General features: G+C 32.3%; 27 protein-coding genes, 2 pseudogenes and 1 riboswitch. Of the genes and pseudogenes, 4 read left to right on the forward strand and 25 right to left on the reverse strand.

The genetic code is table 11. From position 1 onward, the window contains the following. Positions 1-80: 80 nt before the first annotated feature. The 7 genes from DFR80_RS13455 to DFR80_RS13485 all read right to left on the reverse strand — a co-directional run bounded on the left by DFR80_RS13455 (position 81) and on the right by DFR80_RS13485 (position 6,810). A complete protein-coding gene (locus tag DFR80_RS13455) occupies positions 81-365 on the reverse strand; it encodes a hypothetical protein (RefSeq protein ID WP_114490285.1) in 285 nt (94 codons plus the stop codon). Between the two features lie 2 nt (positions 366-367). Then, complete coding sequence (locus DFR80_RS13460; protein WP_084566220.1) at positions 368-754, reverse strand: hypothetical protein; 387 nt, start codon at positions 752-754, stop codon at positions 368-370. A gap of 29 nt (positions 755-783) precedes the next feature. Continuing rightward, complete coding sequence (locus DFR80_RS13465; RefSeq protein ID WP_076545971.1) at positions 784-1,407, reverse strand: plasmid pRiA4b ORF-3 family protein; 624 nt, start codon at positions 1,405-1,407, stop codon at positions 784-786. A 265-nt stretch (positions 1,408-1,672) separates the two neighbouring features. Next, the gene (locus DFR80_RS13470; RefSeq protein WP_076545970.1) at positions 1,673-4,786 is read right to left on the reverse strand and encodes a DEAD/DEAH box helicase; all 3,114 of its coding nucleotides are present in this window, start codon (positions 4,784-4,786) and stop codon (positions 1,673-1,675) included. A 239-nt stretch (positions 4,787-5,025) separates the two neighbouring features. Further along, a complete protein-coding gene (locus DFR80_RS13475) occupies positions 5,026-5,988 on the reverse strand; it encodes an Rpn family recombination-promoting nuclease/putative transposase (protein ID WP_076545969.1) in 963 nt (320 codons plus the stop codon). Positions 5,989-6,092: 104 nt separating this feature from the next. Next, positions 6,093-6,452 (reverse strand): hypothetical protein, encoded by a 360-nt coding sequence (locus DFR80_RS13480; RefSeq protein WP_076545968.1) that lies wholly within the window; start codon positions 6,450-6,452, stop codon positions 6,093-6,095. A 55-nt stretch (positions 6,453-6,507) separates the two neighbouring features. Then, on the reverse strand, positions 6,508-6,810 hold the full coding sequence (locus DFR80_RS13485; protein WP_114490287.1) for a hypothetical protein: 303 nt from the start codon (positions 6,808-6,810) through the stop codon (positions 6,508-6,510). Between the two features lie 78 nt (positions 6,811-6,888). Then, a riboswitch (SAM riboswitch) is annotated at positions 6,889-6,988 on the reverse strand. A gap of 151 nt (positions 6,989-7,139) precedes the next feature. Here DFR80_RS13485 and DFR80_RS13490 point away from each other — a divergent pair. Next, complete coding sequence (locus DFR80_RS13490) at positions 7,140-8,006, forward strand: EFR1 family ferrodoxin (protein ID WP_076546242.1); 867 nt, start codon at positions 7,140-7,142, stop codon at positions 8,004-8,006. 11 nt (positions 8,007-8,017) lie between these two features. On the opposite strand, the pseudogene DFR80_RS15490 reads toward DFR80_RS13490, so the two are convergent. The 3 genes and pseudogenes from DFR80_RS15490 to DFR80_RS13505 form a co-directional block, all read right to left on the reverse strand. Next, positions 8,018-8,200, reverse strand: a pseudogene (locus DFR80_RS15490) (HIT family protein); the annotation flags it as partial. 28 nt (positions 8,201-8,228) lie between these two features. After that, positions 8,229-8,612: an FMN-binding protein gene (locus tag DFR80_RS13500; RefSeq protein ID WP_076546243.1), complete on the reverse strand. Its 384-nt coding sequence runs from the start codon at positions 8,610-8,612 to the stop codon at positions 8,229-8,231. Next, complete coding sequence (locus DFR80_RS13505) at positions 8,612-9,100, reverse strand: flavodoxin domain-containing protein (RefSeq protein WP_076546244.1); 489 nt, start codon at positions 9,098-9,100, stop codon at positions 8,612-8,614. The genes DFR80_RS13500 and DFR80_RS13505 overlap by 1 nt, the downstream gene beginning before the upstream one ends. Before the next feature lie 160 nt (positions 9,101-9,260). On the opposite strand from DFR80_RS13505, the gene DFR80_RS13510 reads away from it, so the two are divergent. Then, positions 9,261-9,965: a hypothetical protein gene (locus DFR80_RS13510; RefSeq protein WP_076546245.1), complete on the forward strand. Its 705-nt coding sequence runs from the start codon at positions 9,261-9,263 to the stop codon at positions 9,963-9,965. Here the strand turns inward: DFR80_RS13510 and DFR80_RS13515 are convergent. Continuing rightward, positions 9,962-10,285: pseudogene (locus tag DFR80_RS13515) on the reverse strand (GNAT family N-acetyltransferase); the annotation flags it as partial. The gene DFR80_RS13510 and the pseudogene DFR80_RS13515 overlap by 4 nt on opposite strands. A 10-nt stretch (positions 10,286-10,295) precedes the next feature. Beyond that, positions 10,296-10,424: a hypothetical protein gene (locus DFR80_RS15495; RefSeq protein WP_255417058.1), complete on the reverse strand. Its 129-nt coding sequence runs from the start codon at positions 10,422-10,424 to the stop codon at positions 10,296-10,298. A gap of 166 nt (positions 10,425-10,590) precedes the next feature. Here DFR80_RS15495 and DFR80_RS13520 point away from each other — a divergent pair, with 166 nt between their 5' ends. Next, positions 10,591-10,845, forward strand: a complete 255-nt coding sequence (locus tag DFR80_RS13520) for an AbrB/MazE/SpoVT family DNA-binding domain-containing protein (protein ID WP_076546248.1) — start codon at positions 10,591-10,593, stop codon at positions 10,843-10,845. After that, complete coding sequence (locus tag DFR80_RS13525) at positions 10,838-11,152, forward strand: type II toxin-antitoxin system RelE/ParE family toxin (protein WP_114490289.1); 315 nt, start codon at positions 10,838-10,840, stop codon at positions 11,150-11,152. The genes DFR80_RS13520 and DFR80_RS13525 overlap by 8 nt, the downstream gene beginning before the upstream one ends. Here DFR80_RS13525 and DFR80_RS15615 read toward each other — a convergent pair. From DFR80_RS15615 to DFR80_RS13590, 13 genes are all read right to left on the reverse strand, one after another. Next, positions 11,149-12,288: an SEC-C metal-binding domain-containing protein gene (locus DFR80_RS15615; protein WP_369862800.1), complete on the reverse strand. Its 1,140-nt coding sequence runs from the start codon at positions 12,286-12,288 to the stop codon at positions 11,149-11,151. The genes DFR80_RS13525 and DFR80_RS15615 overlap by 4 nt on opposite strands. An 89-nt stretch (positions 12,289-12,377) precedes the next feature. Next, a complete protein-coding gene (locus tag DFR80_RS13535; RefSeq protein ID WP_114490290.1) occupies positions 12,378-12,824 on the reverse strand; it encodes a hypothetical protein in 447 nt (148 codons plus the stop codon). A 206-nt stretch (positions 12,825-13,030) separates the two neighbouring features. Next, positions 13,031-13,693 (reverse strand): GTP pyrophosphokinase family protein, encoded by a 663-nt coding sequence (locus DFR80_RS13540; protein WP_233493891.1) that lies wholly within the window; start codon positions 13,691-13,693, stop codon positions 13,031-13,033. A 151-nt stretch (positions 13,694-13,844) separates the two neighbouring features. Then, a complete protein-coding gene (locus DFR80_RS13545; protein WP_114490291.1) occupies positions 13,845-15,167 on the reverse strand; it encodes an FAD-dependent oxidoreductase in 1,323 nt (440 codons plus the stop codon). A 188-nt stretch (positions 15,168-15,355) separates the two neighbouring features. After that, entirely contained in the window at positions 15,356-16,570 is a 1,215-nt protein-coding gene (gene pepT, locus DFR80_RS13550; RefSeq protein WP_114490292.1) for a peptidase T, read from the reverse strand. Positions 16,571-16,783: 213 nt separating this feature from the next. Continuing rightward, positions 16,784-17,599: an alpha/beta hydrolase gene (locus tag DFR80_RS13555; protein ID WP_076546179.1), complete on the reverse strand. Its 816-nt coding sequence runs from the start codon at positions 17,597-17,599 to the stop codon at positions 16,784-16,786. A 166-nt stretch (positions 17,600-17,765) separates the two neighbouring features. Continuing rightward, complete coding sequence (locus tag DFR80_RS13560) at positions 17,766-18,950, reverse strand: GGDEF domain-containing protein (protein WP_114490293.1); 1,185 nt, start codon at positions 18,948-18,950, stop codon at positions 17,766-17,768. 581 nt (positions 18,951-19,531) lie between these two features. After that, positions 19,532-20,467, reverse strand: coding sequence for a 1-phosphofructokinase family hexose kinase (locus tag DFR80_RS13565; RefSeq protein ID WP_076546177.1), 936 nt, complete (start codon positions 20,465-20,467; stop codon positions 19,532-19,534). Between the two features lie 177 nt (positions 20,468-20,644). Further along, on the reverse strand, positions 20,645-21,148 hold the full coding sequence (locus DFR80_RS13570) for a hypothetical protein (RefSeq protein ID WP_076546176.1): 504 nt from the start codon (positions 21,146-21,148) through the stop codon (positions 20,645-20,647). Positions 21,149-21,255: 107 nt separating this feature from the next. Next, a complete protein-coding gene (locus DFR80_RS13575; RefSeq protein ID WP_076546175.1) occupies positions 21,256-21,699 on the reverse strand; it encodes a cytidine/deoxycytidylate deaminase family protein in 444 nt (147 codons plus the stop codon). Between the two features lie 95 nt (positions 21,700-21,794). After that, positions 21,795-22,286, reverse strand: coding sequence for a hypothetical protein (locus DFR80_RS13580; RefSeq protein ID WP_233493900.1), 492 nt, complete (start codon positions 22,284-22,286; stop codon positions 21,795-21,797). Between the two features lie 74 nt (positions 22,287-22,360). Beyond that, complete coding sequence (locus DFR80_RS13585; protein ID WP_084566238.1) at positions 22,361-22,525, reverse strand: helix-turn-helix domain-containing protein; 165 nt, start codon at positions 22,523-22,525, stop codon at positions 22,361-22,363. 220 nt (positions 22,526-22,745) lie between these two features. After that, on the reverse strand, positions 22,746-23,351 hold the full coding sequence (locus DFR80_RS13590) for a hypothetical protein (RefSeq protein WP_076546173.1): 606 nt from the start codon (positions 23,349-23,351) through the stop codon (positions 22,746-22,748). Between the last annotated feature and the right edge of the window lie 184 nt (positions 23,352-23,535).

A 23,535-nucleotide genomic window follows, 5' to 3' on the forward strand; every position in this document is an offset into this window, starting at 1 on the left:
CATTCTTAAGATTTTTATTATAATTAAAATTAGTGATACTCTATTACTATTTACTTACATTTTATGGTAACTATCATATTTTATTTGACGTTATCTTTTTTATTGCCAGTATATGCACAAACTCCAACTCGGGGTGAGTTAACAACTGGTAAAAGATTCTTGGAATCCCACATACAATTATTTTCTTCATGTTTATCAAGACAATCACTGCAGTACCAACCAAGACCATTGTAAATACAATCCGGACAGATATATTCAGCAGGGTTATCACAGTGACTGCACTTGATTTCAGGCTGATTATTCCTTGCCAAAACACTAATCTTATCTTTTCTTTCCTCTGCTTTAAATACATTAACTACATTCATATCTAATTTAGTATAAGAACCAAAATCATAGGTATATGAAATTTAATTTTTTCACTTAAAACATCTTTGATTTTTTTACTCATATTAATTCCACTGGAAGTAAATCGCTGCTCATTAATTTCAAATTCACTCAGATGATTGCAGCATTCCAGCCAGATATCACGTAAAAACTTGTCAAGATCACTTGATTTAGCATCTTCTTTGACCTGCAGCTGCAGCCAGTAATCTGACCTGTGTGTACCTTTGACATAAATATGATAATATAAGCTTTTTTGAGATTTGTCTTCTGCAATTATTTTATCATAATGCTTTTCTAAACAGGATTTTAAATGTCTGGACATTCCTGATTGAGTATATTCTTTCCCACAAATATTGCATTTGCCTTTCATAAAAATTAAACTTCCTAAATCGATATATATTAAAAATAACTTTCAAGCTCAGATTTTATCTTTTCTGAATCATATTCTTTAAATCTCTGGATTTTAGCCCACTCCAGCATAGATTCATAATCTTCATCATCTGGATTGTTGATTATTTGCATAAATTCACTAAAACCACCAACTCCTCCTACATCTTCAGGTGGTGCAGTTCCTTCACCATCCAAAAGTGTCGGCTTATTTGACTTATAATCATCTATAATCTCTTCAGTTTCAATATAATGATGCCAGTTATCACCATAATCGTAAATATATTTAATTCTGGCTGGTAGAACATCTTTAAGTTTAACTTCATTTTCACTAAATCGATCTGCAAATCTTTTAGTCATTTTACAGGAATTATTCATTCTAGCTATATAACTTCTATCTTTTGCTTTTGTGAAATAGAAATCTTCAAATTGAGATAAATATTTTTCTATTAAACTTGCTTTAATTCCTTCCTGTTCAAAAGTTTTTCTTATTCCTTCTTTGACCCGCTCGTTAAAATTATTAAAATCATCTTTTTTCATGCCATATAAGATTACAGAATAGTCACAGGCATCATTAACTAAAACTACTGTTTTTCTCCGATTAATTCTAAGAAAATTAGCATGCCAGGAAAACAAATCCGGTCTTTCTTTTTTTAAAATTTAACTCATTTCTTAATTTAGCTGTTGCCTGAATTAGCATATTTATTAGTCCTTTCTACATGAGTTTGAAACATCACTTTAGATGTCGGTTATTTATCTAATATATTATATAAGCTTCTTTGTTCAATAAAAGTATTATTTTGATTTCTGGATTTTTAGAGTTATGATGAAAGCAGCAATCATAACTGAAATTGTAATTACTACCAGAATAATGTCAAAATACGTCATATTAATATAAATATCAACCAGGCCTAATCAATTCAACATCTTTCATCTTCCATTTTTCGATTTTACCTGATTCATTAAATACAATTAATATATCATTTTCAATATCTTGCACTTTTCCTGTTCGACCATCGAAATATTCTACAATATCAGAAATATCAAATTCATCTTCATAATCTTCAAATTCATTATCTAATTCTTCTTCGACTATCATTAATTGAGGATTATTTTCTTTAATCTCTTCTTTTTGAACTTTTTCTTTTTCAGAATTTTTTTCTTTCTTTTTGGCTGCTTTAACCTTCTTTTCAAAAAGAGGTCTTTGAAAAACAAATTCAAAAGTATTTCCACTTTTAATTACATTTTTAAATTCTTCATAAAATGAAAAATTGCCAACTCCACTTACTTCTAACCAACCTTTAGTTCTGCTTAAAGCCACAAACAATTGATTTCTCAAAGCAAAGTTGCGTTCATCTTCTGCAATTTTATCTAACCCTATTACATAAACCATATAGGCCTCATTACCTTTAGCTCTATAAGTTGTGGTAAAGGTTACTCCCCCATCATTCCAGAATTTATTAGGATCTACATTAGGATAGTTTGGATAAAGAATATTATTCTTTAAAGCTTTAGGTATAAAGATATCAATGCCTTCCTCTTTTAATTTTCTGGCAGCCTCAACTTTTAGTTTGAATGCTTCTTTATTATTACCAAGTGCAATTACTAATATATCTCTGCTTGGTAATAGACCATCAACCTCTATATTATATTTAATTTTTTCTACTAAATTATTTAATTCTTCTTTACGAGTATTATAGCTGTTAAACTTTATAATATCGTTCGGCCACAATTCAGGCACTCGGTTGGGAGTCATTTCATCTGCTCGATGTAAGACAACCTTCTGCCCTACCGGATTAAAACTACCTTGCTTTACTTCATAACCTATATTTTCCCAATCTTCCTGAGTTGTATAGCCTCTGAGCATCCCATCCTCTCTTAAAAGCCCCATCCCAATTGCATGCGCGGCAGTTAAAATTGGGCCAGGTGTTCTGTAACATTTATTCATTATCTCACTTTTTCTGATACCTCCAGGATGGAAACCACTAACTAATCGTTTAAAATGAGCTTCATCTCCAAATAGTTGTGGTGCAGTCGGTATGTTTAAAGAATTAAGGCTCTGAGCTTCATCATAGGCCCAGATCAAGCGTTTATCCTTATCTTCATCTATTGTCTTTAAACTCTGATAGGCAAGCCAGTAAAATGGCTGCTTACCTTCATATTTTATTTCTTCATTATCAACTACTAAATCCTGGGCTTCATCTATTAAGACTGCATCATAAACTTCTTGTATCTGATCAACATCTTCTAAAAGAAATTTACAGGCATGAACTAATTTTTCATTTGGTGCTCCATCTACAAGCTTTTTTCTCCGAGCACTCAATGGTTTGATATCATGCGCCTTACATAACACTCGATAAAACCCAGGTTGATCTTTTGCACCCCAGGCATGTAGTACCTGTAAATGATCATTATTATCTGGATCATACTCTACTTTGCCATTACTAAATCTTTTCAGCCATTTATTAACCTCTTCAATTACACTGTCATACAGACTGCGGGTAAAAAAGACTAAAGCTATTTTCCAGTCCGGATGCTTTAAATGCATGTGGGCAGCTTTTTGAGCTAAAAGAACAGTTTTCCCTGAACCGGCAATTCCTCTAATTCTCTGTGGACCAGGTGGAATAGTTTTCCCAATAACTTCCTGCTGCATGTCTACTTCAAATAAATCAGATTTTATAATATCTTTAATTTGTCCTCTAGTTTTCATTTCCTTATTCTTTGATTTATTTTTCTTAAATACTCCGAACAATTTATCAATTAAATTAGATGCTTTATCTTTTTCAATATTATTTTTAAAATCTTTCTTTTCAGCAAAAGTAATCTGACCTGTTAAAATCATTAATATATCATTCCAGGCATCACTACTTAATGTATCATTCCCAGCTAAAGTATCAATTTCTCCAAGTCTGTTTAAAAATTTCTTCGGGGTCAGCTGGTTTTTGAAAATTATTCTTTGATCATCAAAGTTTCGATCCTGCCACTGCTCCTTATTTATCTCTGGTAGAATAACTGCTGAACTTTCTTTGATTCTTCTTAAATTTCTATTTCCCTGATACAAACCTTTTAGTTCATATAAATTATCTTCAACTGTATCAATTACTTCCTGACTGCTGCCGTTTTTGAAATCCCAACGATCAGACTGAGCATTGGCTAATTCATCTATAGTTATATCTATAACTTCTAAGATTATAACTCCCAAATCTTTATCAATAATTGTGATATCTGGTTCTTTATGTTTTTCTCCCCGCTTTGAAAAGAGTGGATAACGCCAGTAGGCAAGACACTGTCTGCCGCTAAAAGCTCTTCTAACAGCATCCCAAGAATTTTTATAAGCTTCGTCCTGATCTTCAATAGTATCAGTGGTTATAAATTTATATTCTGAACTAATTTCTATACTGTTATCTTTATTAATTTTAATGATGTTATCTTCATCAGTATTAAAAACTAAATTACTGCTAATTTTTTTACTTTTTTCTTTTCTGCTTGCTAATTCCTGACTGACCTGAATTTTTTTCAAATTATCTATTTCCTGCTGAAGTTCTTCAATCAGACTGTCATATTTCATTTCAAGTGCTGCTAAGTCTATTCTTTTTTCATCATTTTTCTTAGGGAGTTTAAATTCAGCTGCTTCAAAATTCCAGTCTCCATAAAGCTGCATAAACCAGACAGCAAGTTTATGGCCTAAAGAAAGCAGAGTTTTAGCAGTTTGAGTTGAATCCAAGGACTCATGCACACCTTTATTTCCTTCAATTCTTAAAGTATGAAATACACCTTTTATTTCACCCTGAATTAATTCTTCTCTTTCCAGCAATCCTAATTTATTAAAAAAACTATTTTCTTCAGGCTCCTCTAAATTATCATAAGCATATATGTAATCTACAATCTGCTCAGTAAACATCCTCAATTTAACAATTGTAGTGTTTGGATCCTGATATAAGTTTTCTTCTGCCAGCTCAGCTATTTCTGCTAAACTTGACCACTTTTCTTTTAAAAAAGAGAAATTACTCTGCATTCTAAACCACCTCATTCTAAATATTCTGTCGATTTAAGTCATATTTTGTCATAAATATTTTCTATCAATAACTTTTATTTCCTAATTATAATCATTCGTTAAATGTTGGTGATTTCCTGCATTTGAGCTTTTTATTTAATCTAACATATTGCTCTGACAGTCTTATGTCGCGAACTAGTGTATAAATGCAAAAAAAACCTCCTCAAATGAGAAGGGTCAGTATGAATAAATTCAATTTTCTATTGTTTTAAATAATATTCTAACTCCTTTATATTTTTAATCCTGGAAATTCTTTCACTCAATTCTTCTATTTTTTTAATATCAACTTTATCTATTAAATGTATTATTTCTTCATTTGTTTGGGGAAAGTTACCACGAATTAATTTCTTAAATAATTCTCGTTCACCTTTTTCTTCCCCAATTCTTAAACCTTCCAGTCTTAATTTATCAGCTGCTGATACCACAATATCGCCCTCCTTTTTCATACCATTCAATTTTAATTTTTCTCCCAATAGATAATAATCAAATTCCTCTCTACTATCAGCAATATAATTTACTCCCAAATAAAAAATATCCTTATCAACACTGTTTTCGCTAATTACATAAGAGATTATTTCTTCATAAACAATTTTAATATCTTTTATCTTTGCAATCATAAAAAATTTTAATGTTAATCTTACTTTTCTATCTCCTAATAATTTTAAATTAGAATCATTGGAAAAATCATAAAATACTGCTTCAAAATCAGGAAGATACCTATTTAAATCATATTTCTCTATTATATTCTGATCAAAATAATCAGCAAAATTTTTTATTACAAGTCTTCCATTACCTCCATGGTAAAATAAAATTGGAATTATAAAAGATAAATTTTTAACTCCTTTACTTCGTTTTTCGCGCATCCAGATTTTAGCTAAATAATTAAATATCTGCATTACCGACCATCTGTCATTATAACTTTTGTGCTCAAAAAGAAAATAAACTCCATATTTTTTATCATCTAGATTTGATTTAAACAGTAAATCAGAATAATAACTGCTCTTTCCAGCATAAGAAACCGGTCTGGGATCAAGTTCACTGAAATCAACAAATTCTCTCAAGTTTTGCGGAAGATAACTCTGCAGAAAATTCCTTGTGATATCTAATCTGCCAAAGGTCTTCTTAAAGAAATCATCATGAGGTGTATTTGATTTTTCAGGCACGGCAATTTTCCCTTCTAAATATATTTTACCATAACTTAAAGCTTAAGTTCAATGATAATATAAATATTATACCATTATTTGTAAATTGTAGCAAATATAATATTTTATTTAGCTTTTCTTTTTTCTCTTTTCTTTTTGGCTGCCTCTCTCATATTTCTAAAATAAATACCTGCTCCACCAATTTCAGATGTCATCTGTCCATCAATAATATAATCAATTTTATCTTTGATTTCTTTTATTGAACTATCAAGTTCTTCAGCTTTTAAATTATAGAGTTCATTCTTAATTCTTTTTATATCATTTTTTAATTCTTCAACAGGAGCTTTAACTAAAAATTTCTTACCATTTAATAATTTAACTACTTTCATTTCAACTTCTATCAATTTTAATTCTACTTCAAATAACTTCAGTTCTTTATATTCCTTCTCCAATTCAGCAATGTCTTTCTGTAGTTCTAATAACATTTAATCATCTCCTAATATTATTTTTTAATATTAGAGAGGTAGACCCGGCTGAAAGTTATCCTAGATGCTCAGCCTTAATTTCTTCAATCTCTTCCTGCAGCATTTGATCAATTTTTGTGCTGTGATTTTCTCTTTTCTGCTTAACTAATTTTTCAAGCTTTTGATGCCACTCTTCTTCTGCATGAGGACAGAGAAACTGATCAAATCTTGTCTTCTTTTTAGCCATGGCTGAGCCAAAATCTTTATAGCCTAAAGTATTTCTTTTTACTTCACATTTACTGTCACAGACATTAAAGTACATTTCTTCTTTTTCACCTGGAGCAGTATTAAAAACTGTCAGACCAGTAGTATATGTCATAGTTTAAACCTCCTTTTTTAAACATTAAAAAAACTCTTCTCAATAAGAGAAGAGCTCATAAATAATCATCAGCATCTTTTCTTATCTTTCAGCACAACTGCTGCGAAAATTAGCACCTTCTCTGACGGGGGTTGCTGGGTTTCACCGGGTCCGTTCCCTCCACCACTCTTAATAAGATTAGATTTATTAAATTGTAATTATAGATTAACACAGAAGTTAATGAATAACAAAATATACTTAGATAATTTTTCCTGCAGGATTCTATTTAGATACAACTAATATTATAAATATCAGTTAATTAAAGATAAATAGGAAAAGGAGTTTTTAAAGTGAAATGCTTAATTTTATATTTTTCCCAAACAAATTCTACCAGAAAAGTCGCTGAAGCTATCGGCGAGGAACTGGCTGCCCATGAATGGTATCTAAAATTAAAAAATATTAAAGATGAGAAGGTTGATCATTTAGAAGAATATGATCTAATTGGATTTGGCAGCCCTGTTTATTATTTTAGACTGCCTTTTATAGTAGAAGATTATCTGAAGTCTCTGCCAGACTTAAATAATAAAGCTGTATTTTCTTTTATTAGTTATGGCAGCTATTATTTTAATGTGCCTTTTCAGATAAGAAAAATACTCAAAGAAAAAAATACAGTTAATCTGGGTTTCTATGCTGCCAGGGGTGAAGATAAATATTTGGGATATTTAAAAGAAGGAGTTCTCTTATCAGAAAGCCGCCCAAACAAAGATGATATCAGTCAGGCTAAAGAATTTACCCGCTACTTAATAGAATCTTTTCAGCAAAATACAGCTTCAGAAAATAATTATAGTTATAAAAGCAAAAATAAAAAGAATCTAATTTACAATATTGAATCTTTATTAACAAAAAGATGGCTTATAGATAAAATCTACACCAGACTCTTTTTCAGTAAAAAAAGCTGTACAGGTTGTGGTAAATGTGTCAAAGAATGTCCTCAAAATAACATTATTTTAAACAGCAAAAAAAGACCCCAATGGGGAAAAAGCTGTGAATTATGCTTTAATTGTGAGATGATATGCCCGGTACAGGCAATATACTCTTCAGCAGATATGAAAATATTTGATCCCGTTTTTAAATATAATGTTAGACAAGCTATAAATGATAATGAGATTAATTATACTGAAATTGACTATAAAAAAGGTGAAATTATAAAAAAATAGTCTTTAGTGTTCTAGCCCTCATAATAAACAAGCTGCTTTTTCAGCCTCCTGATTCCTCCTCTGGGATTCTCTACATCACCTTCATAGCGGGGTATAATATGCTGATGAAGATGCATCACCGTCTGCCCACCGGCATAATTGACATTAAAACCAATTCTGTTGTAGTATTTTAGTTTTCTCAGTTCTACTATATCCTTAAAGTGATCAGTTAGCTCATCGCATCTACTTCAAAGCCAGTTCAATCGCTTTTAAATAAGCTTTACTGCTTACAGTTGCCTCGGAGATGACATCTACATTTACTTTCTGTTCATCTATAACTCTGGCCAGAATTTTGTCTACTACCTCGGGCTGCGAGAATAAAAGATCATCAACTATTTCTATATCTGTAATCCTGTGGTCTTTAATAGTAACTTTAACCGTATTTGTCCATCTACCACCCTCATAGGTGCCGGTGTAAGTCCCATCAGTCAGAGCTGAAAGGTCAACCTCATTAATTGGCACCCGACTGCCTGAATCAAGACCGCGGCTCAGATAGAAAAGCCCACCTCCAGCAAGGAAAATTATAATTATCACTAGCAATAAAATTACTTTCCAGAATGTTTTCATTAGCCTTCACCTCGCTGCAGTTTTTCTGCAAATTCTTTAATATTTTCATCCTTAATCTCAGATTTGTTTTCCTTGACTTTGGCCAGTTTTTTTACCATAAATCTGGAAACAAAGTTCATCCGGTCAAAATTAAATTCATAACCGAAATAACCTTTGCTTAGTGAATGTTCCAGCAGTCTTTTGTCAAATGAATTTTCCAGCTGTTCCCCTGCTTTCTCACTCATACCACAGCAGATAAATAGCCCTAATTTTTTCTGGAGTAAGGTATTAATATTTTCTGAACAGAATTTTTTTACTTCCTGCTGAATATTCCCGGCATAAATAGATCCTCCAACCACAACTGTATCATATTCTTCTAGCTTAATAACTTTATTATCCCTACTGCCCAGATTCAGCAGTTGGGTTTCTCCATCCAGGTAATCAGCCAGCCTATTAACGGCCTTTTCAGTACATCCATATTTAGTGGCATAAACGATCAATGTACTCATTTTTTCACCCCTTATTAAATTTTATGTGTCAATGACTTTACAGACAATATCAGAAATTACTTTGCTAAAATATAATTTCTTGAAAGCATTTTTTTATTGTAGTTTAATTTTTTTAGCAATATAATTAAAATATAGATTAAAATTAAAGAGGTGAATAAAAATGAAAATTTTGATAAATTCATTTTCAATAGTCTTTATTCTTTTAATCTTAATTTTAAGCCTAAAATTAACTGCACTGGCTCATATACCAATAGACACCTCTGCTCCTGCAACCAAAGTTAATCCAATATTTGTTGAGGACCACCAGATTTCCTGGGCTGCCTACAATCAATTAGATAGTGCAGGTGATGTTGATTACTACCATTTTCAGGCTGAGCAGGGAGAAGAAATCTACTTCAGCCTGGTTATTCCTCAAATAGAAAGATATCAGGATTTCAGGCCGGATGTGGCCCTGATTGGTCCAGGATTAGAAAGTAATTATGCCGGTTATGATCCTAATTATATCATTTCTATTTTAAAACTGGAAGCAGACAAAAATATAATTATTGTTAGAGATGATCAGGCTAATCCTGAAATCTTTTTTGAACCGTTCACCATGACTTCTTACTGGAGGAGGCAGCAATTTTCAATTCCAGCTCCAGCAGCAGGCACTTACTACCTGGCAGTATTTTCAGCTGAACAACAGCAGGGTAAATATACTCTTGCCATCGGCCGCAGAGAAGTTTGGACCTTTAGTGACCTGATCAGAATGCCAAAAATCTGGTGGGATACCCGAATCTTTGTGGAAAAAGAAAGTTCAACCTATTTAATTTTAGCTTTTATAATAGCAGTAACCGCATTTATGGTCTATAAATTTATTTTTTAAGAATAATCTATTCTATATTCAAAAACAAAATCGTCCATAAAAAAGCCCTTCCCGATATCCTTTTTCCGTTCGCCGACTTTTATAAAACCAAGCTTTTGATAGGCCTTAACTGCACTATTATTTTTGTTAACATTCAGCCTGATTGAGGTAAGCCCTTCTCTTCTGGCAGCTTCAACCACAAAATCAAGCATTTTTCTGGAGAGGCCCTTTCCCCGAGCTTCTTCTTTAAGATAAAATTTGCTCAAATACATTGACTCTTCTTTTGGATAAAAGGCCAGAAAACCAATATTTTCTCCCTGCTCATCCTGAACGAAATAATACTGATAACCTTCAAAATAGAGGTGTTTTTATGCCTTTTTCCAGAACACTCTGAAGTAAGTTAAGTGCATTTCCTATCTCTTTTTGATTAAAAACTCCAGTTACTATAGCTTCCCCTAGAAAGTTGTTTTCAATTAACATCGATACTGCCAGAATTAATTTATGGTAATCTTTCAATACATATGTTCAAATAATTCTTGTCTAAATATATCTCTATTTATTTTTCACTCTTATATTTGCTTAAATTATTAGCTTATAATATAATTAATATGTGGGTAGAACCCATAAAATTCAAGGTGGTGATAAAATGAGTGATAAATTAGTAGTAAAAGTAGATTCTAGAGGCAGAATTACAATTCCTAAAGAAGCGCGCAAAAAAGCAGATATTAAATCAGGTGACATACTTTTTATGAATTTAAGCCCGGGTAGGGTAGAATTAACCCGAGCTATTGAAGATCCTCTGGTAGAATTAGCTGCCTATGCAGAAAAAGAATATAAAGATGGACACACACAAAATCTAAGAGATTTTGCAGAAGAAGAAGGGATTAATCTAGATGAGTGATTATTCAATTGAGATTATTAAATCAGTAAAAGATGACTTAAAAAGTCTTAAACATCAAAAAGAAAAAGCGATTAAAAAAATTATTGCTTTAGAAAATAATCCAATTGAAAAAAGCAAATCGCTTTCAGGAACTCTAAAAGGCTTAAGAAGCTTTAATTTTTCATTAAACGACGGCCAGTATCGAGCTATTTTTAAAATCTTAGAAGATAATAAAATATGTTTAATGATTATTATTGGCAGCAGACAAAATATTTATTTAGAAGCAAAAAGAAGAGTTAAAATTCTTAAAAAACAGGGATTGCTCTAGTCTTTCCCCAGACAGCACTTCTTATACTTTTTACCGCTGCCGCAGGGACAGGGATCATTGCGGCCAACTTTTTCCTCTTTGACAACTGTCTCATCCCCGCGAGATCTGGACTTATATCCTTTTTTGGGTAGTGGACGCAGGTGTTTACGCTCTTCTTCCATAATCTCATTCGGGGTATGACCCTTTAAAACCCAGAGTCGCGTATTATTATGAAATTCATTCATTTCCTGAAAGAAATCCTGTGCCTGATCAAAATGATCAAATTCTAATCTGTCTGCTAATTCCTGAATAATCTCTATTGTCTTCCTGTCATTTTTTATATCCAGCATCATAGTCCAGATTATCTCTTCCACCTCATCTTTTGAGAGAGAAAAATCTTTAAGCAGTTTTTTTCTGAACTTCTGCTGAGTGAAATTCAATTTTTCCCGGTCATGTTTTCCAGCATAGAGTATATCTTTCTTTTTCGGATGATAGTAATTAATTTGTGGTCTCATTTTTATTTCTCTAATCATTTCTTCTGGATTAAAAACCCCTGAATAGAGATAATAGTGATCAAAGTATTCAATATCAAAAGTATTTAAGAAGGCTTCATTTATTAATTTCAAAAAATGATAAAATTTTTCTGGCTCAGTTTCAACCTCAAAATAGAAATCGTAAAATTCAATCAACTGCATAATTGAAAGAACTCCATAATAAGCCAAAAGACCCCGGGCAAATTGAAGCAGCCTATCATTATTTTTTATCTTTTCCTGAAAATCTGAATAAGTTATAATCTCTGCAATCTCTGCTGCTAGATCAGCCGGTATTCTGACGGATCTTTCAGTTTCTGTATCCTTAATATCAATAATTCCGTGCCCATGATAATTATCTAAGGCAGGAGGCAAAATATCTTGAGGAGTTATTTCAAGCCAGTCTATCTGCTGCTGTTCTTTAATTATTTTTTTAAAAAAATCAATTTCTTTTGAACTCTGATACCCCATCCATTCTCTCAAATTTTCTCTAATTTTTTGATCCAGGACATCCACTAATTCAGACTTATTTAACTGACTGATTCCACTGAAGTTCCAGTACTGCCTGATTTTTGTTAAGTCACTTTTAGTATATGAAGCTAAAAATTCTTTGTAATTTTGATACATTCACCCGTCTCCTTAATGCTAAATTTTCTAAAGTAAGTATAGCCTAAAATTTTTAGGATATCAATTTATTAGCTGCTTAAATTATCAAATTAAATATTTAACTTATTATAAATTTCGGGTATTTCCCAGTCAGTAATAATTCCCTGCAGAACTTCCTCTCTGCTCCCATTTTTAGTTATCAAAAAGGCATCAATTTTATTTCCCGCTTTAATTATTGAGGTATCTTCTTTAATTACCATTAAATTATCATCAATAAAGTCACTGATTTTAGGCGAATCTATTACTTTATCTAAAATTTCTTCCAATAAAGTGTATAGTGAGCTGCTGGGTAAAAAATAATATTCATTATTGTGGGCAATAGAGTTTCTAACTTCCCTGACAGTATCAAGTTCATCTATGTACTTTTTAATAATATAATCATTATTCCGGCCTTCATGCAGCAGACTGTAAAAAGAAGTATCCCAGTCATTGACCTCTTTTAGATGTTCATTGAGTTCATTAAACATTTCAATAAATTTATCTTTTTTATTTTCCATAATCAGCACCCCTCATTCTGTTATTTTAATAAAATCTCTATTAATATTTTATTCTTGATAAAGAAATCTATTCCTTTTTTAGTACTAATCCAGCATTTTATAAAGGAGATCCATTTTTTATTAGAAATATTAACTATGATTTAGGAGATATTAAATTTCCAGAACTATCAGTTACATAGGAGCTAAATTTTAGAGCGTAATTTTTATTATTGTTCTTTTGAATACTGTTCCAAGTCCCTTTTGATATTGAGCATCTGCTGGTCGAGTTTCTTTATCATTTCGGCAGATTCTTTTAGTTTCTGAGGAATCTCATCTGGAGCATCGTTTTTGTACTTATAATAAATCTTATGTTCCAAGCTGGCCCAAAAATCCATGGCAATAGTTCTGATCTGGATTTCAACCTTAGTCATCCGGGCCTGACTGCTTAAAAAAATAGGCAGTTGAATTAATAAATGCAGGCTCCGATAGCCGTTCTCCTTCGGGTTTTTGATATAATCTTTGATCTTTAAAACTTCAATATCATCCTGAGCCTTAATCATTTCTAAAATCTTATAGATATCATCGGTAAAAGAACAGATAATCCTAATTCCGGCTATATCATTGATCTTAGTTTTAGCATTTTCAAGATTAACCTCATAACCCTTGCGCTCCAATTTTTCAATGATGCTGTCTGGTTTTTTAACTCTGCTTTTAATATGTTCAATTGGATTGTGATCATGAATTATTTTAAATTCATTATTTAAAATCTTAAGTTTGGTGTTTACTTCCTCGATTGCTGACTCATGCATAAAGATCAGCTCTCTCCACTCTTTAAAACCATAATGGTCAGCTATGTTCATTAACTGTTCTTTACTAATATTTGATTCCATTTAATTCACTCCTGTGTTTATTAAATATTATTTTTACACAGATTTAATTATATCATTTAAAGTTTAGAAGTAAATTAATTTTACGAATTTAAAAAAATCCTGCTCCAATTAAGGAAACAGGATTTTGAATGCATTTATTTTATATTAATTTCTAGCTGTCCAGCTTTTTGACTGCTTCTTCTGCAGCTTTAACCAGGAGATTGTGTGCAGGATAAAATGACTGATAGGGCTGAGCTGAATAATTGAAATCTAAGAGCTGATCAACATTGAGCCCGTACTGCACGGTCATTGTTATCTTATCAACCTTATCGGTCACCGGCTCACCACTAATTATCTGGCCTCCCAGCACTCTGCGGTCAGCTTTATTGACAATCAACTTTAATTTAACATCTTTAGCAAAGGGCATAATCGGGAAGGCAGTTTTAAACTCGGACTGAGCAGTAACAATCTCATACTTTTCTGCAGCCAGCTTTTCAGTCAGCCCTGTGCCACCAACATAGAATTTACCAACTTTGGTAGCAGCACCATTATAAAAACCCTTATAACTTCTATCTCCATCCAGTAAATTTGCAGCCAGAACTCTGCCCATTGCTACAGCATTGGTTGCCAGCTTACCGGAAATAACTTCATCTGTAATTCCGCTTTCAAACTGCACACAGTCGCCTGCAGCATAGACATCTTCAATATTAGTTTCCATCTTATCGTTAACTAAAATTCCATCAGCAGCGATTTCTAGATCGCTGTCTTTGAGAAAATCAACATTGGGCTTCATTCCTACTGCAAAAACAACTAGCTCACTTGCAATTTCTTCTTCATTATCCAGCATAACTGCCTCCAGAGCAGAATCTCCCTTAAGCTCAACAACTCTTTGATCAAGATATAAGTTAATGCCGAGCTCTTTTAATTCTTTCTCTGCTGCTTCGGCAATCTCTGGATCAAGCATATTGGGCAGCACAGTCGGCATCATGTCGATTAAATTGGTCTTAATCCCCTTCTCATTTAAAGCCTGGGCCAGCTCAATGCCAATTGCCCCTGCTCCAACAACAGAAACATTTTCGACTCCACTGTTAACAGTATCCAGTATTTTTTTAAGATCATCTTCACTCTTAAAAGTCATAACTCCATCCAGCTCTGCTCCTGCAATTGGCGGCAGAATTGGATCAGCTCCAGTCGCAATAATCAGCTCATTATAGTCATACTGATCACCTTTTGCAGTCTTAACAGTTTTATTTTCAAAATTAATATCCACTGCCAGATCCCGAATTAAATCTGCCCCGGTATCAGTTACAATCGAATCCGTCTTTAGAGTCTTCTCATAGGGCAGCAGATCTTCTATCACATATGGCATCGCACAGTAGATCATCGAATGGTCCTCAGGCCTCATGATTCCAATATCTCTCTTGTTTTTTATATTTTTAGTTAAAGTAATTCCAGCCGGTCCTCCACCAATAATCAAAAGATCGTAATTCTTCAAAAAATATCCCTCCAAAAATTTATATTCATTATTTACGATATAAATTATAATATAATAATGAACATATGTCAATAAAAATAACAAATTAATTGAGAATAGTTTTCAAATAATACAGTAAAAAAGCCCCCCTCATTCAGAGAAGAGCTCATTGATCAGCGGCTATTTTTTTTAAGATCAAGCTACTTTTATTAATTCTGAACCGCATTTTCTGCAATCTTAACTATTAATTCGGCAGCTTTTTTCATATTCTCCACCGGAATAAATTCAAATCGGCCGTGGAAGTTATAACCTCCGGCAAATAAATTGGGAGTCGGCAGGCCCAGATAGGAAAGTCGAGCTCCATCTGTTCCTCCTCTGATCGGTTTGATATCTGCTTTAATCCCCAGCTCCTCCATTGATTTTTCCGCCAGCTCAATAATCTCAAAATGAGGCTCCACCTTTTCTCTCATATTATAATAGCTGTCTTCAATCTCAACTTCTATTCGCTCACCGTACTTGCCATTTAGAAAGTCGACTACCTTTTCCATTAAGGCCTTCTTTTCTGCAAAGCCTTCGCGGGAAAAATCTCTGATAATATAACTCATTTCAGTATAATCCACACTACCCTCAAGTTCAATTAAATGATAAAAACCTTCATAACCTTCAGTGTGTTCTGGAACTTCTGCAGCCGGCAGCATAGAATCTAATTCCATCGCAATTTTCATTGAATTGACCATCATATTTTTGGCTGTACCCGGATGCACATTTTTTCCTTGAATTTTAAGATCAGCACTAGCTGCATTAAAATTCTCATACTGCAGCTCACCAAGTGGTCCACCATCTAAGGTATAGGCAAAATCAGCTCCAAAAGCCTCTACATTAAAATGATCAGCACCTCTCCCTATTTCCTCGTCCGGGGTAAAGCCAACTTTAATCGTTCCGTGTTTAATCTCTGGATTTGAAATTAAATAATCGAGAGCAGTCATTATTTCTGCTATTCCGGCCTTATCATCTGCCCCTAAAAGGGTAGTTCCATCTGTGGTGATCAGCCTTTTCCCTTCTAAATCTTTTAAGGCCGGAAACTCAGCCGGACTCAGACTGTACTGATCATTTAATTTAATCTCTCCTCCCTGATAATCAACTATTTGAGGATTGGTAACTTTACCATCTAAATCGGGACTGGTATCTAAGTGGGCTATCAGGCCGATAGTTGGAACTTCTTTATCTGTATTCGCAGGCAGTTCCCCGTAAATATAGCCATTTTCATCCTGAATTACATTTTTAAGTCCCAGTACATTCAATTCTTCAACCAGAAGTTTTCCCAGTTTAAGCTGACCTTCAGTGCTGGGAACAGTTTCGGAATCTGAATCAGATTTTGTATCTACTGCTATATACCTTTTAAATCTTTCTATTATTTTTTCCATATTTTTCAGCTCCTATATTTATTTTATCTATCTCTAAATAAATATTCGTTAAAGAGCACTGACTTCCTGCTTTTTAATTCCATTCTTCATCCTCTGATCCAGGCAGGTTAAAAACAAAATTTAGCATATTTTTAAATAAATAAAAACCCGACTGCTCAATTAAAGGCTGCCGGGAGTTAAGTCAATCTTAATAATTTTTCTAATTTAACTTGATTAAATTCTCTCCTTAAGCCACTTAATAATATCTCTGATCACTTCCTCCTTCTCTTTTTCATTTAAGATTTCATGATAGAGCTCTGGATAGGTTTTTAGTTTTTTATCTTGAGATGAAATATGTTTATAGAATTTTTCTGAACAGACTGGATCAACAATTTTATCTTCTTCCCCGTGCAGAATTAAAACTGGATATTTAAATTCACTAAAGTTATTTACCAGCCAGGGGATACCTTCATCCATCAATACTTTCATCAGCTTTAGAGTGGTAAATTCTGAAACATAGGGATCTTTTTTATAATCATCTACCACATACTCGGACCGGGATATTAAATTCCCCAGTTCATTAGGCAGAGTCATATCCGGATTTTCTTCTAGACTGATATCATTTAATTCACTGAAAGCATCAAGAGTATTTGTTGCAGCATCTGTTAGTATTTGACCGTTTAATTTATCAGGATATTTTATTCCATAACCTGCAGCGATAAAGCCCCCCATGCTGTGACCAAGCATAAAAATTGGGAGATCAGGATTTTCTTTTTTAATTATATTAACAATAGTATCAGCGTCATCAAGATAAGTATTAAAATCATTTATATAAGACTGTGCTCCATCTGATCTGCCGTGACCCCGATTATCAAATCTGTAAACATTAAATCCCTCTCCGTTAAATCTTCCAGTCAGATAATCATACCTACCCTGATGTTCATTTAATCCATGCACAATAACAACAACAGCTTCGGGATCATCAACTAAATCCCGACGCAGAAATATTTCCTGATCATCAAATGTATCAATATATTCACTATTATGCATCTTAAAACCTCCTTTTTTATTAAATTAATTTAAAATCTTTATTAATAATATTAGCGTTTTAAAATATAAATCCTTTATTTTTATTTGCAATGTATTAAACCCGGTCAAAACCTCAAAAGTTTGGGCATCATCATTTAGATTTTTTCAGACTTCATCTAGTAATATCTTAGCTTTCTACTCTATCCCTCCCCTTTGCTTTAGCTTTATATAAAAGATCATCTGCCTTTTTAATTAACTGATGGCTGAGGTCATCGTCAAATTGGGCAGTTCCAAAACTGGCAGTCAACCTTAAATCCTGACCTTTTATTTCTGCTTTTTTGATTTTTTGACGCAGTTTTTCTGCCACAAGCGATGCTTTTTCGAGTTCTGTTTCTGGTAAAATCAATAAAAATTCTTCTCCCCCATATCTGCCTACTAAATCCAATTTTCTTGTATTTTCCTGTAATATATATCCTATTTTTTTTAAAACCTTATCGCCAAACTGATGACCATAACTGTCGTTTATATCTTTAAAGAAGTCAAGATCCATCATTATAACAGAAAGATTTCTCTGATATCTTCTACACTTCGCTAACTCTTTTTCTAAAAGTTCTAAAATACGCCTTCGATTAAAAAGCCCTGTAAGTTCATCTGTAATAACCATTTTTCTTAACTCTTTAGTTCGTGCTCTGACCTTTTCTTCTAATTCCCTGTTCAGTTTTTCTATTTTTTTCTTTTCTTTATATTTAAAATAGAAAATAATTAGAAGGACTACAATAATTGCAGCCAAAAATATTAATCCCCAGAATAAAAACTGATAGTTTTTCTCCAAAAAAGGCTCCGGCTGATTTATTATTTTGCTATTGGCAGGTAATTCATCTTTATTGATATCAAATTCTTTTAATTCTAAATAATCGAAAAAATAATCATTACCGGTATCATATACTACTTTGCCAGATAAATCTTTTTGATCACTGATAATTTTCTTAGCCATCAGGGCAGCTTCTCTTCCCTGAGCCTGAGCAGAAATCAACTTGCCGCCTACTATTCCTTTACCAAGAAAAAAATCCCAGGCCCCATAAATTGGATTATTACTGACACCTCTAATGATATTAATTCCTTGATTATAAGAAATAAAATTTCCATTTTTATCTCTGTTTAATACCAGAAGATAAATAACATTGTTTTTATCCATTTTAACTAATCTGTTCTGAAGTTCATCAATTGTAAAAGAATCCCAAATTTCGTAATCAAGCCTGTTTTCATATTCTTTTAAAATCAATTTTAGTTCTGATTTAATGTTTTTTCCTGTCAGAGTCTGATCGTTGATAATAATCAATTTATTTAAATCAGGATGCAGTTTTAAAATCAAATTAATTATCTTTCTATGTTCTGCCTTTTCTACTATTCCACAGATATCTTCGTGATTTTTTAGAAGATTTTTATTTAAATTATTGACTCCACAGAATATTACCGGTGTTTGAGGATATAATTCCTCTCCATACTTAAGAATAAAATTAAAAGCTGCATTATCTGAAACAATTATTGCATCAAAATTAATAATTCTGGCTTTTTCCCGATAAAGTGAAATTAATTTTTCGTAATATTTCTGGCTGTAATTTCTTTTTGTATCAAGATATTCATAATATATTTTGACTTCATCTTTATAAGGAAAAACTGACCTTATCCCTTCCGAAATTTGGTCTGTCCATTCCAGACCCTGATGATAGGAATGCAGAACAAGAATATTTTTTTTGCTGCTGCATCGACTGTCATTAAAAAAGGCACTGTGATTAAGAGTAAAATAATAATTAAATTTTTAATTTTAATCACCCCTATCTTTTAGGTCAATAAAAAAATCCAGTTTATTAATATTATTCGATAATAATCTCATTATTCCTTTAAGTTTACAAAAAGCTCTTCCCAATTTGAGAAGAGCTTTAAAAATTATTCTTAATTATTTTCACTTATTTTTTGATATAGTCTTTCTGTATCTTCTTTTGTACATAATTCAGTACCTGGTGTCATAACTGCAGCAGAACCGGCAGCCAGGCCATAATGAAATGACTCTTTTAAGCTTTCCCCTCTAGCAAGACTGAGTACAATTCCCGCTACCATACTGTCTCCTGCCCCCACTTTACTTTTTATTGGTACAGTTGGAGGTCGCATAAATTCTGCCTTCTGGTCGTTAACCAGTAGGGCTCCTCCTGCTCCAATCGAAATTACAATCGCCTGGCAGCATCTGTCTTCTACAAATTTTAAAGCAGCTTCTTTAATCTCATCTTCATCCTGCAATTCTCTACCTACAAGTTCCTGAAATTCTCCCAGATTGGGCTTTATTAAATATACCCCTTCTTTTATTACTGATTTTAACGGTGGACCTGAAACATCTACTATTACCTTTGCCTTTCTTTTTTTAGCAAATGCTGCCATTTCTGCATAAATATCAGCACTTACTCCTGCAGGGATACTGCCACTGATTACAAAATAATCTGGAAAAGGATCCAGATCAGACATGACTTCAAAGATTTTATTATATTCCTGCTCACTGATTTCTGGTCCAGGCATTCCAAATCTATACTGAAGATTGGATGTTTTCTCATTGATAATTAAATTCTCTCTGCTTTCTGCTTCAATTTCAACAGCACGTATGTTTAAATTTTCATCAGCCAGTAATTTGTCCAATTTTTTACCAGTAAAACCTCCCGAAGTATAAAGAAGCAAAGAACTTCCGCCCAGCTTATGAATTGCCCGCGAAACATTAATTCCACCACCACCAGGTTCGAAAATAGGCTGATCACAATAAAGTTTGTCTTCTGCTTTAACATGCTCAACACTGGAACTTTTATCAACAGCCGGATTTAAAGTAAATGTTACAATTTTTTTCATTTTTTTCTCCTTTCCGTAATTAAATTTGAAAAAAATATCTTTTAATCTCGAACTACCCTCCTACATATATTCCGCTGACAAATAATTGTTTAAGGAGTCTTTATTAAAAAATACCCAGCAGTTTCAGATAACTACTGAGTATTTTATACTCTTATACTCATTTTATATTAAATTATATTAATCATCTTCTCTCTCTTCATGATCATCATCTTTGTTATTATCATCTTTGTGATCATCATCTCTATGATCATCGTCATCATCATTATGATCATTATCATTCTCATCATCTCTATCATTTTCATGGTCATTCTCATCATCTTTTTGATAATCATCATCACTATCATTCATAAAATCATTGTCTTTACTGTCATCATTGTTAATTTGACTATCTTCATTATTTGAATCATCTAGATTGATAAATTCATTATTCAAATCATTATAGCCATTATTAGAGTCTAAAATCTGAGATATTTCGTCCAAATTAACTCCTTCATCATAGTATAATTCGATTGCCCGATCAAGAATTTCTTCTTTTTCATTAGAATTAAGATTTTGGTTACCCGAAATTTTTTCAATAATTTGATCAAAATTAGAAGTATCTTGAGCACCTACTGGTAAAGCTGTCATTAAAGCTGTAAAAATTAGTAAAGAAACAAAAAATATTGATAAATATTTTCTCATATCTAACATTCCTCCTTAATATCTTAATATGTTTTAAGTATAATATATCAAATATGCTGAAAAATAGTAAGCATCCAACACTCTGTAAAATTTTAAAAATATAATTATTATAAGAATTTAATTAAGTCAATATTTGATTTTTCCAGTAGTTTTTCAGCAAATGGATCAGAATAAGCATGTTTAAAATATATTTTTTCAATTCCTGCATTAATCAAAATCTTAGTACAAATAATACAGGGCTGATGGGTACAGTAAACTGTTGATCCTTCAGTTTCTACCCCGTGAAATGCCGCTTGGGCAACTAAATTTTGTTCAGCATGAACTCCGCGGCAGATTTCATGCCTCTGACCACTCGGGACTTTCTTCTCTTCTCTCAGACAGCCAGTAACTTCGCAATGTGGAATTTCTTTAGGTGCTCCATTGTATCCTGTTGCAAGAACTTTTTTATTCTTTACTAAAACTGCTCCAACTTTTCTTCTAAGACAGCTTGCACGACTGGAAGCAAGTTCTGCCATTTCCATAAAATAATCATTCCAGTTCGGTCGATTCAAATTAATCACTCCTGTATAAAATATCCTGTTTCAAAAATAAAATTTTTAAAAATATTATTGAAAAAAAGCCAATATCTCTATTGGCTGCTAATAAGTTATGAAACAACTTCTTCATTTTGCCTTGCTCTAATAATTTTCAATTCTTTTTCTGCCTGCAAAAATTCTTTTAAATAATCCCCTACTACCTCTAAATGCTTTTTTTCCTGGAGCAGATCATCGATTAATTCTCTTATCTTATCCAGAGATTCAATCCGACTAAGACTGAGTTTTGTTACCAATTTTTTGTCATTAAATAATTTACTGCAGTTAACAAATCTAATCAGTTCTTCTTCTGTTATCTGATGGGGATGACTACCTTCAAGTTCCAGACATTTTCTGGCTTCAGCAATTTCGGAAAGTTTATATTTTCTTTTAAGTCTTAAAGTTGTTAAAATCTCAGTTGTTACTATATCTGGATAAAGGGCACTGCCATTTTTTATCTTTACCCGGGAAATCACTCCTTCTCTGGACCAGTCACGAAGTCTAAGATCAGTATAAATCAAAGGCATTTCTTCCCCTCTAGCTTCTTCAACAAGCTTTCGAGCCATAGTTAAAGAAATCATAAATACCAGATCCTTCCCTTTATTACTAACATTAAATCTTAAATTAGTCTGATTATCAATTAATTATCAACCTCTCTAAAAAAATCCTGCAGATGGCCTTCAGTAATTCTCCATTTCCGAGCAACCTTTTTTGCTTTCAATTCTTTGCGTTTTATTAACTTCAAAACTGAATTTCTGGAGATTTTTAGCATATCAGCAACCTCATCTGTAGTATATACATTCATCTAAAATCTCTCCTTTCCTTACAGTTAAATTATAGCACAGGACCTTAGTATTTTCAATATTTTTAATACTCTTTGAACATGTTTTGGTATGCTTTTGAAATATTATGAATAGGCTTCCTTAAACTTAAACTTTACTCAAATTATAAAGTTGTATTTAATATTTAAGCCGGACTAAAATTTAATAGTCCGACTTAAATGAATTTATATTTTAAAGCTTATTTTAATAATCATCATTGCTAATATAAAGCTTTAAACTTTTTAAATAATCAATATCATAGGGAGAACTTTCCTTAAAAATTAAAGCCCTGATAAAAGCAATTTTAGGACTTAATGATTTTTCAGATTCTTTATTTTTATTTAAATTAATCTGATAACGCCTTTCCTTACTGCGGCTAACAATTACAAAAGCATCTTCCTTATCTGTAAAAGTATAAACATAATTTTCAGCATCAAAAACTGCATTATCTTCAGCAAAGGCAATATAATAATACTGGCTGTCATTAAACTCAAAGGTTGCAATTTTATAATTTTCTATCAAATATTTCAATCTGGACTCAGTCAACTGCAACTCAATGCCCTTAATATAACCATTATTATCCAGGTCATTCTGAAATTCTTCTATAAAATCTCCATCCATAATTGCATCATTATATTTTTTATTAGGCCAGTTAAGTTTATTTAATTTAAGATAAACACTGTCCACTACTTCTATAGGCTGATTTGATGCTATCAGTCTACTTTTATCAAAACTATAATCATAGTTATTACTAAATTTCTGCAGATAAATATATCCCATATCACAGCTTTGATCACAGGTAATATCCATTTTTATGCCTCCTTATCTAAATATACTTTCTATATTTATAATTAAAACCCTGCCCGGGAGCCTATTTTTGCAATTTTATTTCTAAATAACTCAACTTTCGGCGTTAGAAATCATTAATGATTTCTTGATATAACCAGGAAGAAGCTCAAAAAAGTAGTCTAATAGGTCATTTATCTTTTCTTCA

Source organism: Halanaerobium sp. ST460_2HS_T2 (assembly GCF_003337665.1).
Classification (GTDB): Bacteria; Bacillota; Halanaerobiia; order Halanaerobiales; family Halanaerobiaceae; genus Halanaerobium; species Halanaerobium kushneri.